Origin of the sequence: Peribacillus sp. TH27 (genome assembly GCF_016650915.1) — a bacterium.
GTDB classification, from domain to species: Bacteria; Bacillota; Bacilli; order Bacillales; family DSM-1321; genus Peribacillus; species Peribacillus butanolivorans.
In genome coordinates, this window is the sequence record NZ_JAEKEV010000002.1 from 553,822 (window position 1) to 568,939 (window position 15,118).

14 protein-coding genes are annotated in these 15,118 nt (G+C 38.3%); all 14 read right to left on the reverse strand.

What is annotated here, in order from left to right; genetic code table 11:
- Window positions 1-190: 190 nt before the first annotated feature.
- The gene (locus JFU24_RS04160) at window positions 191-1,696 is read right to left on the reverse strand and encodes a nitrate/nitrite transporter (RefSeq protein WP_201224733.1); all 1,506 of its coding nucleotides are present in this window, start codon (window positions 1,694-1,696) and stop codon (window positions 191-193) included.
- Entirely contained in the window at window positions 1,689-1,976 is a 288-nt protein-coding gene (locus tag JFU24_RS04165; RefSeq protein WP_201180846.1) for a hypothetical protein, read from the reverse strand. Before JFU24_RS04165 ends, JFU24_RS04160 begins: the two co-directional genes overlap by 8 nt.
- Window positions 1,963-2,274, reverse strand: coding sequence for a hypothetical protein (locus JFU24_RS04170; RefSeq protein ID WP_201180847.1), 312 nt, complete (start codon window positions 2,272-2,274; stop codon window positions 1,963-1,965). Before JFU24_RS04170 ends, JFU24_RS04165 begins: the two co-directional genes overlap by 14 nt.
- Window positions 2,275-2,461: 187 nt before the next feature.
- On the reverse strand, window positions 2,462-2,989 hold the full coding sequence (locus JFU24_RS04175) for a Rieske (2Fe-2S) protein (protein ID WP_056527086.1): 528 nt from the start codon (window positions 2,987-2,989) through the stop codon (window positions 2,462-2,464).
- Between the two features lie 11 nt (window positions 2,990-3,000).
- A complete protein-coding gene (locus JFU24_RS04180; protein WP_201249545.1) occupies window positions 3,001-3,561 on the reverse strand; it encodes a 4Fe-4S dicluster domain-containing protein in 561 nt (186 codons plus the stop codon).
- On the reverse strand, window positions 3,562-5,730 hold the full coding sequence (locus JFU24_RS04185) for a molybdopterin oxidoreductase family protein (RefSeq protein ID WP_201180853.1): 2,169 nt from the start codon (window positions 5,728-5,730) through the stop codon (window positions 3,562-3,564).
- Window positions 5,717-6,799, reverse strand: coding sequence for a hypothetical protein (locus JFU24_RS04190; RefSeq protein ID WP_201249546.1), 1,083 nt, complete (start codon window positions 6,797-6,799; stop codon window positions 5,717-5,719). Before JFU24_RS04190 ends, JFU24_RS04185 begins: the two co-directional genes overlap by 14 nt.
- A gap of 323 nt (window positions 6,800-7,122) precedes the next feature.
- On the reverse strand, window positions 7,123-8,118 hold the full coding sequence (locus JFU24_RS04195; protein WP_201249547.1) for a 5-oxoprolinase subunit C family protein: 996 nt from the start codon (window positions 8,116-8,118) through the stop codon (window positions 7,123-7,125).
- Window positions 8,115-8,882 carry a 5-oxoprolinase subunit PxpB gene (gene pxpB / locus JFU24_RS04200; protein ID WP_397443429.1) on the reverse strand — a complete coding sequence of 256 codons (768 nt, stop codon included), beginning with the start codon at window positions 8,880-8,882 and terminating at the stop codon, window positions 8,115-8,117. The genes JFU24_RS04195 and pxpB overlap by 4 nt, the downstream gene beginning before the upstream one ends.
- A gap of 13 nt (window positions 8,883-8,895) precedes the next feature.
- Complete coding sequence (locus JFU24_RS04205) at window positions 8,896-9,687, reverse strand: putative hydro-lyase (RefSeq protein ID WP_201180861.1); 792 nt, start codon at window positions 9,685-9,687, stop codon at window positions 8,896-8,898.
- A gap of 76 nt (window positions 9,688-9,763) precedes the next feature.
- A complete protein-coding gene (locus JFU24_RS04210) occupies window positions 9,764-10,903 on the reverse strand; it encodes an NRAMP family divalent metal transporter (protein ID WP_201183296.1) in 1,140 nt (379 codons plus the stop codon).
- A gap of 118 nt (window positions 10,904-11,021) precedes the next feature.
- The gene (pxpA, locus tag JFU24_RS04215; protein ID WP_201180862.1) at window positions 11,022-11,783 is read right to left on the reverse strand and encodes a 5-oxoprolinase subunit PxpA; all 762 of its coding nucleotides are present in this window, start codon (window positions 11,781-11,783) and stop codon (window positions 11,022-11,024) included.
- A gap of 468 nt (window positions 11,784-12,251) precedes the next feature.
- Window positions 12,252-13,376 carry an N-methyl-L-tryptophan oxidase gene (solA, locus tag JFU24_RS04220; protein WP_201180863.1) on the reverse strand — a complete coding sequence of 375 codons (1,125 nt, stop codon included), beginning with the start codon at window positions 13,374-13,376 and terminating at the stop codon, window positions 12,252-12,254.
- A gap of 173 nt (window positions 13,377-13,549) precedes the next feature.
- Window positions 13,550-15,109: a histidine ammonia-lyase gene (gene hutH / locus JFU24_RS04225; protein WP_207203195.1), complete on the reverse strand. Its 1,560-nt coding sequence runs from the start codon at window positions 15,107-15,109 to the stop codon at window positions 13,550-13,552.
- Window positions 15,110-15,118 lie beyond the last annotated feature (9 nt).

Below are 15,118 nucleotides of genomic sequence, written 5' to 3' on the forward strand. Positions count from 1 at the left end.
CCTTAATCGTTTGTCGCAAATTATCGGGCAGGCCGACTAATACGAGACGTCCTCCCAAAAGTTACGCTTTCGGTCGAGCGATGTAAAAGCTGATGAAGAGTTTCTGTCCTTAGGGAAAGTTTGCACTAGTACTTCTTGTACGTCGAAAACTCCGCTTCAAAACTGGGATTCAATGATTTACATTGATTTTTTATGATTTTTTCATTTTATTACTTGAAATGTCACTAAACATCCCGGCATATTGAACAACATCCCCAGCATTATTCTTTATTGCACTAATTGTCAGCCATTGTAGATATTGTTGTCCATCCTTACGGCTATTCAAGATTTCACCTTGCCAGAAACCATTTTTTTCAATAGATTTCCATAAATCCTTATAAAAAGTTTGAGGCTGTTTACCTGACTTAAGTATACTAGGATTCTTTCCAATTACTTCATTTTCCTGATAGCCCGTAATACTTGTAAACGCAGGGTTTACTGAAATGATTTTACCACTGGTATCGGTGATCAAAATGCCTTCTATTGTATGGTCAATAACTTCTTTGGCAAGCTCCATTTTACCTTGGAAATACATCCAGACGACTAAAATCAAACTTGCAAGAGCAACTTCTGACAATGCCATGAACCCGATTGCATAATGGCCTGTGATATTGAATAACAAGGATAGAATTAACGGCGGGAAAAATCCTCCCAAACCGCCCATTGCGGACACAATTCCATTCACAATACCAGCCTGTTTTTGGAAATACATCGGCACTAGCTTAAAAATAACACCATTTCCCATTCCAGCACATAGAGCAATACTTAAACAGCCAAATGTGTACCAGCTAATTGAAGGAGCAAAGGATAGGATCATTGCTGAAATCGTATAAACTCCAAAAACAAACATGAGCAGAATAAGAGAATGGAAGCGGTCGGCAAGCCACCCGCCAATTGGTCTCATAAGAGTAGCAAGGACAATAAAGCCTGCTGTCCTTATACCGGCATCAACTTTATCTAATCCAAAGTTCGCTACAAGAAAGTTTGGCAGGTAAATAGTAAATGCAACAAAAGAACCGAATGTTATAAAGTAAAATAAGCTTAGCAGCCATAGTTTTTCATTTTTGTAGACACCCTTAATTTGTTCTAAAAGCGGTGTTTTAACTCTCAGTTCCCTTTTATCTCCTAATAGGAAGTTACCTGCAATAAAGACTGCCAAAATTACAAGGTAAAGCTGCACGGTTGTAGACCAGCCAAACTTCGTAGCTACAACAGGGGCTGCAAACGCTGATATAGCCGTTCCAAGGTTTCCTGCACCGTAAATTCCGTTTATAAAGCCATGGCGTTCCTTAGGATAATACTTTGGTAAAGAGGTTACTCCTACAGAGAATACGGCTCCCCCAATACCAAGAAAAAGCCCTCCAATCAACAAATCAGCAAGAGAGTCCGCGATACTGATATAATAAACAGGGAATAACAGCAATATAAAGCTAATCAGGAAAATTTTCCTAGCCCCGAACTGATTGGCGTAAAAGCCAAGGGGAATGCGAAGAATAGATCCTAAAATAACAGGAACAGCTGTTACCAGTGCAAGCTGACCATCCTGTATAGCGATATCTTCTTTAATAAAAGGCAGCAGGGAAGAAATTAATACCCACACCATAAATCCTACAACGAGATTTAAGGTTTGTAATGGAAGCTGAATTTTTCTAAACATCCTGACCACTCTCTCTTCTAATTATATATTGTAAACCCGAATTTTCATCAAAAGCTGACCACTCATTTTCATTTTTAGTCACATTGGATATCAATGGGACAGCGAAAAAGTTAATGTCGTCAAAATAAATACGCAGATGTGTTTTGTCAGGACAAAGCTCCACCTTAACAATCGTTATAGAAACGAAAGGAGCTTTATCCTGGCCATGATCATCGAAGATGGCTACTCTTGCTTTTTCCGATACTAATGGTTGTATATCTTCTACATTAATTTGTTCCACAGGTATTGCACCCTCTCTTTGCCATGTAAACATTCATCTGATAACCCTGCAAATATTTCCAGAATGTATCTTTTGCATAATTCTCGATAAATTCCATTGTTTCCTCTTCAGACTCCCATCTGCTCATTCCCTTTACTTCGGCAACTACAATATCAACCCCATCTATTGACTTTTCATCTAAATACCAGTTAAGACGGACATCTTTAAAAAGGTCTGAAAGGAGCTTATCGATTTCAGTAGCAAAATTTCCAGATGCTTCTTTTATAAAACAAAAATCAAGGTATGTTTCACTGTTCATTTGATTCACGCCTTTTCATTTTTCGTTTTTTTATAAGTAAATAACGCTAAGGGAAACACCACAATGTTTAATCCCCCAAATATTAATACATTTACATAATTTTCATAATAATATTGGTGAACCATAAATTGGGTAAATACAATATTCATCATAAAGAAGGCACAAAGCGCACGCGACACCAATAAACTTAAGCCTCATAACGCTTCACCCTTACTGCGTATACCGCGCCATTTTCAACTTTCACCTGAATCTCAGGCAGCGGCCTTCTTGGCGGACCGGCAGTTGGAGCACCTGTTTCAACATCAAATTTTCCATGATGACAAGGACAAATCATCTCTCCTTCTTCCTTCACCCAGAAAACCGGACAGCGAAGATGTGTGCATGCATTTTGGTAAGCTACGTATTTCTTTTCTGACAATCTGATCAAAAGAGCATCATCATGATCACCTGGAAATTTAAACTCTAATGCGTCACCAATTGCAAGTTTGCTTACATCTGTGATTTTTTTGTGAGGATACTCCTTTTCCCCAAGCCCCAGCAATTCTTTAGCCGCTACCGCCCCCCAAGGAAGGGAGGAAATTGCGAATACGCCAGCAGCCCCCACTAATGTTTTCATGAACCCACGTCTGTCAAGCTTTCTTTCATTATTCCGTTCAATATTATGAGTGTAATTATCTTCATTAAAGGGAATTTTATTATTTTTATCTGACGGCACCTTAATCCCTCCTAAAATAGCTTTGTTATCCCCTGTAAAATACCAGGCAAATTTACTTTAACGTTCGTTTCACCTTCAAGATACGGTATGCTAGTCACCCATTTTCCATTATCTAGATTAAATTGTTTTTTCTTATTTTCAATTTCTTCATCTGTTAGCCATTGAAGTGTATTAGACGGGCAAACACTTGCACACATTGGCGGGATACTGTCTTTTGTCCGGTCGATACATAAATCGCATTTGTACATTAAGTTTTGTTCAGTATCAAATTTTGGTATTCCGTATGGACAAGCAATCGTACAGTTTTGGCAGCCGATACATTTTTCAACGAGAGCTGATAATACGGCCCCTGTTTCATGGATTTGGATTGCCTGGGCTGGACAGCTTCTTGCACAGGCTGGATTCACACAATGAAGGCACATAAGAGGCATGGTTTGCCGATTAACCATAGGGTTTACATCGTAAACGTAGTTTCTGTTCCGCTCTTCATGCCCTCCGCATTGTGTACATGCTGCAAGGCATGAACGGCATCCTATACAGTTTTCAACTTCTAAGTACAGCCTCTTTTCCATTTATTGCACCTTCTTTATTTCTACTTTTTCCAATTGAGCAGCACATGCCTTATATTCCGGCATACGGGAAATCGGATCCAGTGCTGCAATGGTTAATAGATTGATAGATTGCTCGTGACCAAAGTGGTACGGAACAAATACAGTATCTTTACGAATTGCTTCTGTAATTTTCACTTTATAGATTGCCTCACCTCTTCGGGTAAATAGGCGGATTCTTTCTTCATGTTCCATATTATATATTTTTGCTGTTTCCGGATGTACTTCGACGTATGGCTCCGGACACATATCACGCAGGAACTGGATTCTTCTCGTCTGGTTCCCTGATAAGTAGTGGTAAACGACACGTCCAGTTGTTAAACGAAGCGGATATTTTTCATCTGGCTCTTCAGCAGGAGGGCGGTAAGGAAGCGCACAAATTTTCGCTTTGCCGTCTGCGTGATAGAATTTTTTATCCAGGAACATATGCGGCGTTCCCTTATCATTTTCATCCTTGCAAGGCCAAAATACACCGTCCTGTTTGTCGATTTTATCCCATGTAGCTCCATAATAATCGGCATATCCGCCTTTACTAGCCAGTCTGAATTCATCAGCTATATCTTTTGCTGTTTTCAAATTTGAAAAATATTTTCCTCTTCCGAGACGTTCTGCAAGCTCTACTTGTATTTGCCAATCGGGCTTAGATTCACCGATTGGTTCTTGTGCCTTATTTATCTTAATAATTCTTCCTTCCAGGTTTGTAACTGTCCCTTCATCTTCTGACCACGTTACAGACGGCAGGATCACATCCGCAAACTCTGCTGATTCAGAAAGATAGAAATCCGAACACAACATAAAATCCAGGTTTTTCATCGCGCTTCTGACGAAATTTAAATTCGGCGCGGATACTGCAGGATTAGAACATAGCAGATACAATCCGCGGATCGTTTTTTGTTCCATTAGTTCAAACATTTCATAAGCAGAAACACCCGGCTGAGGCATTTCTTCCGGAGTGATTTTCCATACTTTACAAACTTCTTCTACATGTTTAGGATTTGTAATTTTTCGGTATCCTGGCAATAAATCCGCTTTCTGACCATGCTCTCGTCCACCCTGTCCGTTTCCTTGACCTGTGAATGTTGCTACACCAGACTTCGGACGGCCAATCTTACCCGTTACAAGCGCCATGTTTGTATATCCAGATACATTGTCAACACCCTTATGCTGCTGTTCAATTCCACGGGCAAACATGACAACTGCATTCGGTGCTTTTCCATAAATCTCTGCTGCGCGAATGATTTTTTCCGGTGCCACACCTGTAAGCTCACTCGTATATTCCGGTGTAAATTCTTTTACAAGCTCTTTTGTTTCTTCAAATCCGTTTGTATGATTATTAATAAACTCTTTGTCAGCATAACCCTTTTGAATTAATAAATTTAAGATTCCATTAGCAAGGGCAAGATCCGTTCCCGGTTTCAGGTCAAGGTGCACATCTGCTCTTCTCGCAATTGGCGTTTCGCGGGGATCCACCACGATAATGTATCCGCCTCTTTCTTGAACGTTCCAGACTCGGAACATAGAAGTTGGATGACATTCTGCTGTATTACTTCCTGCAATAAATAAGCAATCCGTTTCATGAATATCTGTCCAGGGTAATGTTGAACCTCTATCTACGCCGAAAGAACGAAGGAATCCCCCGGCCGCACTAGACATACAGAAACGGCCATTATAGTCAATGTAGCGCGTTCCAAGAGCCACACGTGCAAATTTCCCTGTTAAATAGCATTTTTCATTTGTCATTGATACGCCGCTGAAAACGGATAATGAATCTTTTCCATATTTATTTTGAAGCTCACTGAACTTTTTCACGATTAAATCATATGCTTCATTCCAACTTGCTTCACGAAAGCCTTCCTTTGTTCCCTTTAATGATGCATCATCACGAATAAGCGGTTTTAAAATACGATCATCATGGTTCGTCTGCTGGTAAGCTGTAACCCCTTTTGGACACATTTTTCCAACCGTTACAGGCCAGTCATAACGTGGTTCAACCCCAATGATTTTATTTGTCGCTCTATTTACCCTTAAATTCATTCCGCACTGCATTCCACAATATGCACAATGCGTTTTGACCAATGTTTCATTCGGGTGTATCACATTCTCTACTTCTTTAAAAAACTTATCCCTTTGCATTCTGGTTTGCCTCCTTAACTTTTAGCTCATGGATAGGGAAACCGGAAAATTGAGCAATCCGGTATTTTCTTCGGCAAGGTAGGCACATTTCAGCGAGATGATGGCCTTCCTTCGTTTGAAATTCGATATCGTTCACGCCGAGAACCTCTACGACATCTTTTGATTGTTCTGTTGAAACAAACTCATCACCACACACTTTGCATCCTTTCATGGATTGTTCCGCATAATGCTCTCTGTAGTTTCTTGCAAATACACTCATTGGGCGGAATGGTATGTGAGCAAGTTTTCCGAACGGAAGATAAATCAATGTAATAATGACTGACCACTGGTGAATCAGGGACATAGCTGGCTGACCTGCACCGTGCAAAGAGATGTTCATAAACGTTAGTGACAAGCCTGTAATGCTAACTAATAACAGCATATATAATGGAAGAAAGTCATACATGAATTTTTGTTCTGCTCTTGCCTGCATATTTTTCAAACGGCGGTATAGAGCCATGCATACTCCGGCGATAACCATCACAGCTGTAATGTTCAGAGCGTTATATGATAAGTTCGCAATGATCCCATTAGCTGGTACTGTTATTACCCGGATCCCCATTGCGATAATGTTGTAGTAGCCATTTTCGTCCATGGTGAAGTACATCCATCCAAATACTAGAGGAAATGTCACGAAGCAGGAAAGAATACATCCCCATCCGATTAGAATGTGCTGAGTCCATCGGTAAATTCCCCTATTCCAGATGAAATTGTATGTTGCTAAATGTTCAACTGATGTTTTAGGCGTTGATTTTCTAAATAGAAGTTTGATGCCTTTTTTTATAAAAATCTTTGTTGGCGGCCTTTCTCCCCATGCGATATACCTGTAAAAGAACCCCCCAATAAAAATAATCGTCCCCACCATATAGCCATAAAGGTTTAAATCTACGTGTGTAAACATTCTTGTGCCAAAAAACGATAAGGTTACAAGTCCGCAAACTGCTAGAAACATAGACTTAGCAAAATGTGATGCAAATGCATTATCAATTGATTTTCCTGTTTTTTGATTTGCTGCGACTTTTGCCTGCATTACTATTCCTCCTCATTCAAACAATTACCATACCCTTATTGTAAGAGGTGCCCCGATTTTTCCATATCGGGGAACTTCCCTATCCTAAGGGGAAAATTCCCCTATCTTTGAAAATAAAAAAACAGCTCTGATGTGCAGAACTGCCTGTACTTTATTACAAACCTCCTATTTTCCAGTTTTTTGTAATTTATATTATATAGGAGGAAATACTGATGGAATTTTTTCTTGATGTTAGGCTGTTTTCGGAGAATAAACAAAAAAAAGAAAGTGCCCTTTTAATAAGAGTACTCTCTTCCTTTTTGCTACTTCTTGATGTGAAATAACTATATAATATGCTGTTTTTTTAGAGCTAATGAAATTGAAACCTTTAATTCATTTAATTGTTGTTCTTTTTGAAGAAAAAGCTGCTCAGCTTCTTTTAAGGATACTCGTGAAAATTGAATAGCTTCCCCTGGTTTGACCTGAGCAATTAATGGTAAATCTGCAGTTATCACTTGAGCTATCTTAGGATACCCTCCCGTTGTTTGGCTATCCGCAAGAAGAATGATAGGGTTTCCATCAGGAGGAACTTGAACAGACCCGTTTGTTACTGCTTCAGACAATAGCTCACGTTTTTCTTGTAACTCCAGCAAAGGGCCTGATATTCTATAGCCCATACGATCAGATTGGTTTGAAACTTTAAACAAATTCTCTGTAAAACTAACTTTACTAGAGGCCGTAAAATAATCGTACTGGCTTCCATCTATGAAACGAATAACTGGCATGCGACTTGGCATAAACTCCTTTTCATTGACAAACCACTTTGGAGCGGTAAACGCTTCCTTAAACTTCCGGTTATCTAGAATAGTAGAAGTTTCATTAAAATCCACAACATCATCTACTTTTAATGCTCTTCCATTATAGCCGCCAATTTCCCCTCTTAAATATGTACTTTTACTATTCATAACTGTAGAAATAGCGTATCCTCCCGCTACAGACAAATAAGCCCTACAACCTGATTTACATCCAGCGAATCGAAGAATCGTGCCTTTTTTTACATAAACAGGCTTCCACATTGGAACAGCTTGACTGTCAATAGTAGGTGATAAATTTCCACCTGTTATCGCGATCAAGCAATTTTTTTCTATTTTAAGAGTCGGACCCATTAACGTAATTTCCAGGGCCGCTTCACCTTCTTTATTGCCAACTAACATATTGGCAATTCGTAGGGAATATGCATCCATTGCCCCGCTTACAATCACTCCATGTTGCTGAAATCCTTTTCTTCCAAGATCCTGAATACTAGTTAATAATCCCGGCTTGATTACACGCAGGCTCACTGTAACCCCTCCTTTAGAATAATTTCTTTATACTCTTGATTAGAAATTGGATGGAATTTCACAATGTCTCCTGCTTGTAATAAACTTGGAGGATTTACATTTGGTAAAAATAGTTTGGTTGGCGTTTGTCCAATTAATTGCCACCCTCCAGGTGTTGATATAGGATATACACCCGTTTGCATACCTGCAATTCCAACTGCCCCTGTTGGTATGGTCATTCTTGGAGAAGATCGTCTAGGCGTTGAAATTTTTTCTGATAGTCCACCGAGAAATGGAAAACCTGGTGCAAATCCAATCATATAGGCTAGGTACTCACCGTTTGAATGAATATGGATGACTTCATCAGTAGATAAATTATTATAACGAGCTACATATTCCAAATCCGGGCCATATTCATCCCCATAACATACAGGAATAGAAACTGTTCGATGTGTCAGCTTTTTATCTTCTTTTAACCACTGTAGTTTCATTTCCAGGATAGAACGAACCACTTCATATGGAGAAATTAATTCATCGTTATTGCTTTGTTTTTGTTTCTTATAGATAACTAGAGGATCATAAAAAACTGTCAAATTTGTAAAAGCCGGCACACATTCTATATATCCAACAAAAGGTTCATCTTCAAGCAAATCCATAAACATTTTAATTTTTTTGTGAATGTCGTATTTAATTTCATTCCCAAATGTAATCACGATTGCAGAATCGCCTAAGGGAGACAGTACGCATGTAGTATTATTCAAAAGCTTTTCCGGCATAGAACTCATCTCTTTCTGTTAGTTATAAAACGCCTAATTTTTCATCACGAATATCCGTTATAAACATATGTCCTGGTGCATGCGTAATCATAATCGCCGGTTTTGTTTCCATTGCGATAGATTGAGGCGTTACTCCACAAGCCCAGAAGACTGGCACTTCTCCTTCACGAATCGTTACTGCATCACCAAAATCAGGCTGCTGTATGTTAGAAACACCAATCGCCCCCGGATCTCCAATATGGATTGGACCACCATGAACAGCAGGAAAACGCGATGTAACTTGAGCCGCTCGCACCACATCTTGCTGAGGAATCGGACGCATGCTTGCTACCATTTTCCCGTGAAATATCCCTGCTTCAATACATGAAATATTCGTTTTATACATCGGTACATTACAGTCCTCTTCAATATGACGAATGGAAATATCATTGTTTAAAAGGGCATGTTCAAATGTAAAGCTGCAACCGATTAAAAATCCAACCATATCATCTTCCCAATAATCTGAAATATCCGTTACTTCTTCCACTAATTCACCATATTTATATATACGATATTTTGGAATATCTGTACGTATATCACCAGACTGAGCAGCAAATTTAGGAATAGGAGAACCAATTTCTGTTACGTCTAGAAGTGGACAAGACTTAGGATTACGCTGACAAAATAATAAAAAATCAAAAGCATGCTCTTTTTTTAAGATGGCTAAGTTTGCTTGTGCATAGCCGTTTGCCATTCCAGCAGTCGGTTTAATCAATTCATTGTTGCGGATCATTGCGCGCAATTCAGCCGGGGTTGCTTGCGAAAGATTAATCATATTATACATCTCCTATAAGTAACTAGCAGTTTTTCACAAACTGCTAGTCGTAATAATTAGATTGAATCTATAGTTATTAAAATAGTGATGGTAGTTGAGAAATTAATGTATATCCACCCATTAACGCCATAACAATTACCACAAATACACCTGATATCGTTAACCATAAAGGATGTTTATAATCACCCACAATATTCTTCTTATATGCCGCAATTAAAAGTGTACCAAGTGCAATTGGTAAAATCAGACCATTAATTGCCCCCACTACAAGTAGTACTTTAACTGGTTGGCCAATTAACAAAAAGCAAATTGTTGAAACGACTATAAAGGCAATAATAATCCAGTTCGCCTTTTTATTTATTTTTTCACTGAATGTTCTGATAAACGAAACAGAAGTATATGCAGCACCAACTACTGATGTGATTGCTGCAGCCCACATAACAACACCAAAGATTTTATAACCAACATTTCCAGCAGCAAGTTGAAAAACGGATGCTGCAGGGTTTTCAGAATCAATTTGCAAGCCTTTAGATACAACACCTAGAACTGCTAAAAATAAAGCAATTCGCATAACTGTTGTTATTAAAATACCCATTACTGAACTCTTTGTGACTTCTGGCAGTGCTCCGACACCTTTCACGCCTGCATCCAATAGACGATGCCCACCAGCAAATGTAATATACCCACCTACAGATCCTCCAACTAAAGTAACAATTGCGATAATATCAATCTTATCGGGTACAAATGTCCTTACTACTGCTTCACCAACTGGAGGGGATGTTGTCCAAGCAACGTACACCATCAAACAGATCATGAACACGCCGGCAATTTGTGTAAAACGGTCCATCGCTTTACCTGCTTCTTTTACAACAAAAATTAATATTGCAATGACGGCACTAATTGCCGCCCCAACAGTTGGGGAAATTCCAGTCATCGCATTTAGACCAAGTCCAGCTCCTGCGATGTTCCCTATATTAAATGCTAGCCCCCCCATAACTATGAGTGCCGCTAGAACATAACCTAGTCCCGGAAGAACCATGTTTGCAATCTCTTGTCCTCGTTTTTCAGATACAGCAATAATGCGCCATACATTTGTTTGTGCAAAAATATCAAGAATAACTGAAATAAGAATAACAAACCCAAAACTTGCTGCAAGACTTTGGGTATATACAGTTGTCTGCATTAAAAAACCTGGTCCTATGGCTGATGTTGCCATAAGAAATGCTGCACCTAGCAATAATGTCCGGTTAGTTTTTGGCTTAGAATGATTTTTTTTCTGGTCAGTTGTTGTATTTTTGATTGGCTCCAATGGAATCTACCCCCTAGATATGATTTTATATAGAAATAGACTTAACTGTAATTTCAGATATTTCTAAGGATTTTTTTACATGACGAGCAAAGGTTAAAGCATGTTCTCCGTCCCCATGAATACAAATTGTATCTGCCTTTAAAGTCACATCAGTTCCTTGCTGTGACAAAACCTTTCCTTCTTTAACCATTCGAATAACTTGTGCAACAGCATCATCATCATTTTCTATCAATGCATACTTTTCCATTCGAGAAGTCAATGAACCATCCTGCTGATAAGTTCGATCCGCGAACACTTCACTAGCAGTTTGTAATCCAATGGTCTGTCCAGCACTTATTAGTTCACTTCCCGACAAGCCAAATAAAATGAGCTCAGGATTAATTTTGTATACAGCTTCAGCAATGGCAAGAGACAACTCTTTATTCTTTGCCGCCATATTGTACAAAGCACCATGTGGTTTAACATGTTGCATACTCCCGCCTTCTGATTGCAAGAAGCCATTTAATGCACCAATTTGATATACAACAATATCATAAGCTTCCTGTGGAGAAATATTAATATTGCGTCGGCCAAAACCTATTAAATCTTGTAATCCAGGGTGGGCACCAATTTTGACATCTTTCTCTAAAGCAAGTTGAACCGTTTTTCTCATCACGGTCGGATCACCAGCATGAAAGCCACAAGCAACATTGACAGATGTTACATAATCCAAAATCTCTTCATCATTCCCAATTCGATATGTGCCAAAACTCTCTCCTAAATCACAATTCAAATCAACTGTATTCATTGAACACTCCTCCTATTTACAGAAATTTCGAAAATTAAAACTTATAAATATGTAGAAAATCTGTATTTCACTTTCATTCAATTTCACAAATCCCGAAATTCGGAATTAGTGTTTCATATTTCGGAATATTCTTATTCTAGCATGTTTTTTTTATTTCGACAATATAATTTGTTAGCTAACCTAACATATGTTTTTGTATTTTTAATTAACCTTGAATATATTGATATATTCTTCAATTGATACAGAAGATTATTCTATATAGATTAAAGTAAAAAAATAATCTATAAGTGTAATAACAATTAACCAACAAAAACAAATGCTAAGGCATTTTCCAATAAAAAAAGCCGTTTTTTCCTAAGATAAGGAATCAACGACTTGGATTTTCATTCTATATGTAGGTTCATGTTAAACTTGCGACTTTGTATTTTCATCCCGATAGCAAAATATTTTTTTCAAGTCTTCTCATTTTTAATTAAATCGATTTATAGAAAATACTGAGATATCATTCTCACTCTTACCTGAAATAATTAGGTCACTTAAAATCTCTCCAATAACACTACTGAATTTAAACCCGTGCCCAGAGAAACCTGCTGCAATAGCAATGTGTGGATAATTAGGATGGGTATCCACTATAAAGTTCTCATCAGGGGTCATTGTATAGATGCAGTTTTTCCCATATTTTATTTTTTGACCGGTAGGCATAAATTGTTGTAGGAACTGTACCAAATCTCCCTCATCTTCATCCAATTCACCAAACCCTGCTATAGAATCATCAGGATTAATGTAATTTCCCCCATCATGTCTCCCTAATTTTAAACCACTGTCATTTATACTTGGAAAGCCATAGTATGTACCTACAGATGTATCAAAAGTGAAGGCCGGAAAGTTTTTGTAATTATATAATTCATTTGCTTCAAACCATGCAAATGTTTTTCTGATAGGGGCTAGAGGAACATTTAAGTCTAACATCGCTAAAAGTTTTGGTGACCATGCTCCCGCTGCAACAACTAATGCTTCTGCGTAGAAAGTCTGTTCATCAGTTTTAATCGTGACCCCATTTCTATGAACACATATGTTCCTTACTTGGCTATTCACAATGATGTTAGCACCATGTGACTCGGCAAGTTGTTGATACGCTCGAATACACTCTTCACTTTTTAACACACCCGAAGTCGATTCAAAGCAACCAATATAATCTTCTGGTAGTGAAATACCTGGCCATCTTTTATGGATTTGATTTGAATCTAGGATTTCTAAAGGTAAATTAAATTTATTTGAACTTGCGATTACTTGCTTAATAAATGTGGATTTTTGACTGCCTGCATTCAGTACACCTGTTGGAAGAAATAACTGTTTATCCGTAAGTTTTTCTAAGTCATTCCATAATTTTTGAGATTTAAGTGCCAAAGAAACATACTCTTCCCCTTCACCATAAGCATGTCTTATAATTCTTGTTTCTCCATGATGACTGCCCTTATTATGAGGAGGAACAAAAGAGTCTAATAATAATACCTTTTGTCCATTTTTAGATAGGAAATATCCTGCAGACATTCCCATAGATCCAGCTCCTATTACAATTACATCATAATGCATTTTTTCTTTACTCCTCCTATATTAGGTGATTAAGCATTTTAGATAGTATAGTTGGGAAAAAACTATGCTTTCTGCTATAAGCGTGATGATAATAAATTCCTAACTTGATGAAAGATAAAAAAGGAAGCCGCTTTACTTAGATTGGTTAGAGTAAAACAGCTTCCACTATAGTTTTAGAACTCAATTTCACCAACCGCCATTTCGACTAGTTTGACTATTTCTCCTTCGTGAATTTGCTCATAAACGGTTTCGATATCAGGATAAAAAAATCGATCTTCTTTTACCATTGGGACTTGGTCGCGTATTAAATGGTACACACTTTCCGTAATCGGCGACGGTTTCAAGGGGTGATGAAAATCCATTGCTTGCGTGGCCGTCATAAGCTCAATGGCTAAAATATATTCAAGTTTCTTTGAAATCTGATATGCTTTCTTCGAAGCATAATAGGCAAAACTTATCAGGTCTTCTTGGTTAGCGCATGTTGGGACATTATCTACGGTTGCAGGATGTGAAAGAACTCTAATCTCATTCAATAGTCCCGCAGCTGTATATTGTGGAATCATGTAGCCGCTATTTAACCCTGGATTAACTACTAAGAAATTAGGAAGTTCACTAAGGTGATGGTTTACTAGACGATCAATTCTTCGTTCGGTAATTTTCGCTAAATTCGCTAAGGCAATGCACATCGTATCCGCGTAGATTCCTACGTAGGAACCATCAAAATTTCCACCCATGAGTGCAATTCCATCTTCCTCTTCCGGAAATATAATTGGATTGTCACTTGCAGAGTTCATCTCATTCTCAATAGTAACCGCAGCGTCCTTCAATACTCTCTTTATGGCACCATGAACTTGTGGAATACATCGTATGCTAAGCGCATCTTGTAATCTATGTTCCTTGTATGTATCAATGATTTGGCTGCCCTCAAGTATTCTTGTTACATTTCTGGCTGTCTTAGCCTGTTCCTCATGTTTCTTTACGGTGTGGGAACGAGGATCAAATGCTTTAATTGTACCTTTTAGCACTTCTAAGGACATAGCCCCTGTAATGTCGGCAGTTTTCGCTGCTTGCATGCTATTGTATAAGGCCAAGATAGCCATCGCAGTGACAGAAGTAGTTCCACTTGTAAGTGCCAATCCTTCTTTAGCACCCAACGTAACAGGTGCTAATCCAGCTTTCTCTAACGCTTCTATTCCAGGGATGAGCTCATCTTTATACCATGCCTTCCCCTCTCCAATCACTACTAAGGCCATGTGAGCTTCAGGAGAAAGATATCCCACTGACCCATCACCTGGAACAAACGGAATAATATCGTGATTTAAAAGTGAAGCAATTAGATTTAATACTTTTAATCTGACTCCTGAAAAACCTTGACCTAAATTCACAAGAATCATCAATTGAATGGCTCTCACTACTTCTCTTTCTAGAGGCGGTCCAACAGAAACTGCATGAGAACGAATAATATTTCGTTGAAGAGTTTCTGCATCTTCAGAAGAAATTATCTCTGTCATATTACTGCCAAATCCTGTTGTTACACCATAAATCAATCGATTTTCATCTAAAAACTTGTCTATTAGGCTACGGGATTTATCCACCCTATCACAATATGTTTGAGTAAAGGAAACGATCGCCCCATATCTAGCAACCGCAATCACTTCTTGGATTGAGATAGCACCATCCCCAAGTACAACCTCTTTAATATCTTTAGGGCGTATACAATTTATTGTTGTCATGATTCAAAA

Excerpts from the sequence above, each read along its gene's own strand:
- JFU24_RS04160 (WP_201224733.1), bottom strand. The coding sequence starts at position 1,696 with ATGTTTAGAAAAATTCAGCTTCCATTACAAACCTTAAATCTCGTTGTA.
- JFU24_RS04170 (WP_201180847.1), bottom strand. The coding sequence starts at position 2,274 with ATGAACAGTGAAACATACCTTGATTTTTGTTTTATAAAAGAAGCATCT.
- JFU24_RS04180 (WP_201249545.1), bottom strand. The coding sequence starts at position 3,561 with ATGGAAAAGAGGCTGTACTTAGAAGTTGAAAACTGTATAGGATGCCGT.
- JFU24_RS04185 (WP_201180853.1), bottom strand. The coding sequence starts at position 5,730 with ATGCAAAGGGATAAGTTTTTTAAAGAAGTAGAGAATGTGATACACCCG.
- JFU24_RS04190 (WP_201249546.1), bottom strand. The coding sequence starts at position 6,799 with ATGCAGGCAAAAGTCGCAGCAAATCAAAAAACAGGAAAATCAATTGAT.
- pxpB (WP_397443429.1), bottom strand. The coding sequence starts at position 8,882 with ATGAGTTCTATGCCGGAAAAGCTTTTGAATAATACTACATGCGTACTG.
- JFU24_RS04205 (WP_201180861.1), bottom strand. The coding sequence starts at position 9,687 with ATGATTAATCTTTCGCAAGCAACCCCGGCTGAATTGCGCGCAATGATC.
- JFU24_RS04210 (WP_201183296.1), bottom strand. The coding sequence starts at position 10,903 with ATGGCAACATCAGCCATAGGACCAGGTTTTTTAATGCAGACAACTGTA.
- pxpA (WP_201180862.1), bottom strand. The coding sequence starts at position 11,783 with ATGAATACAGTTGATTTGAATTGTGATTTAGGAGAGAGTTTTGGCACA.
- solA (WP_201180863.1), bottom strand. The coding sequence starts at position 13,376 with ATGCATTATGATGTAATTGTAATAGGAGCTGGATCTATGGGAATGTCT.
- hutH (WP_207203195.1), bottom strand. The coding sequence starts at position 15,109 with ATGACAACAATAAATTGTATACGCCCTAAAGATATTAAAGAGGTTGTA.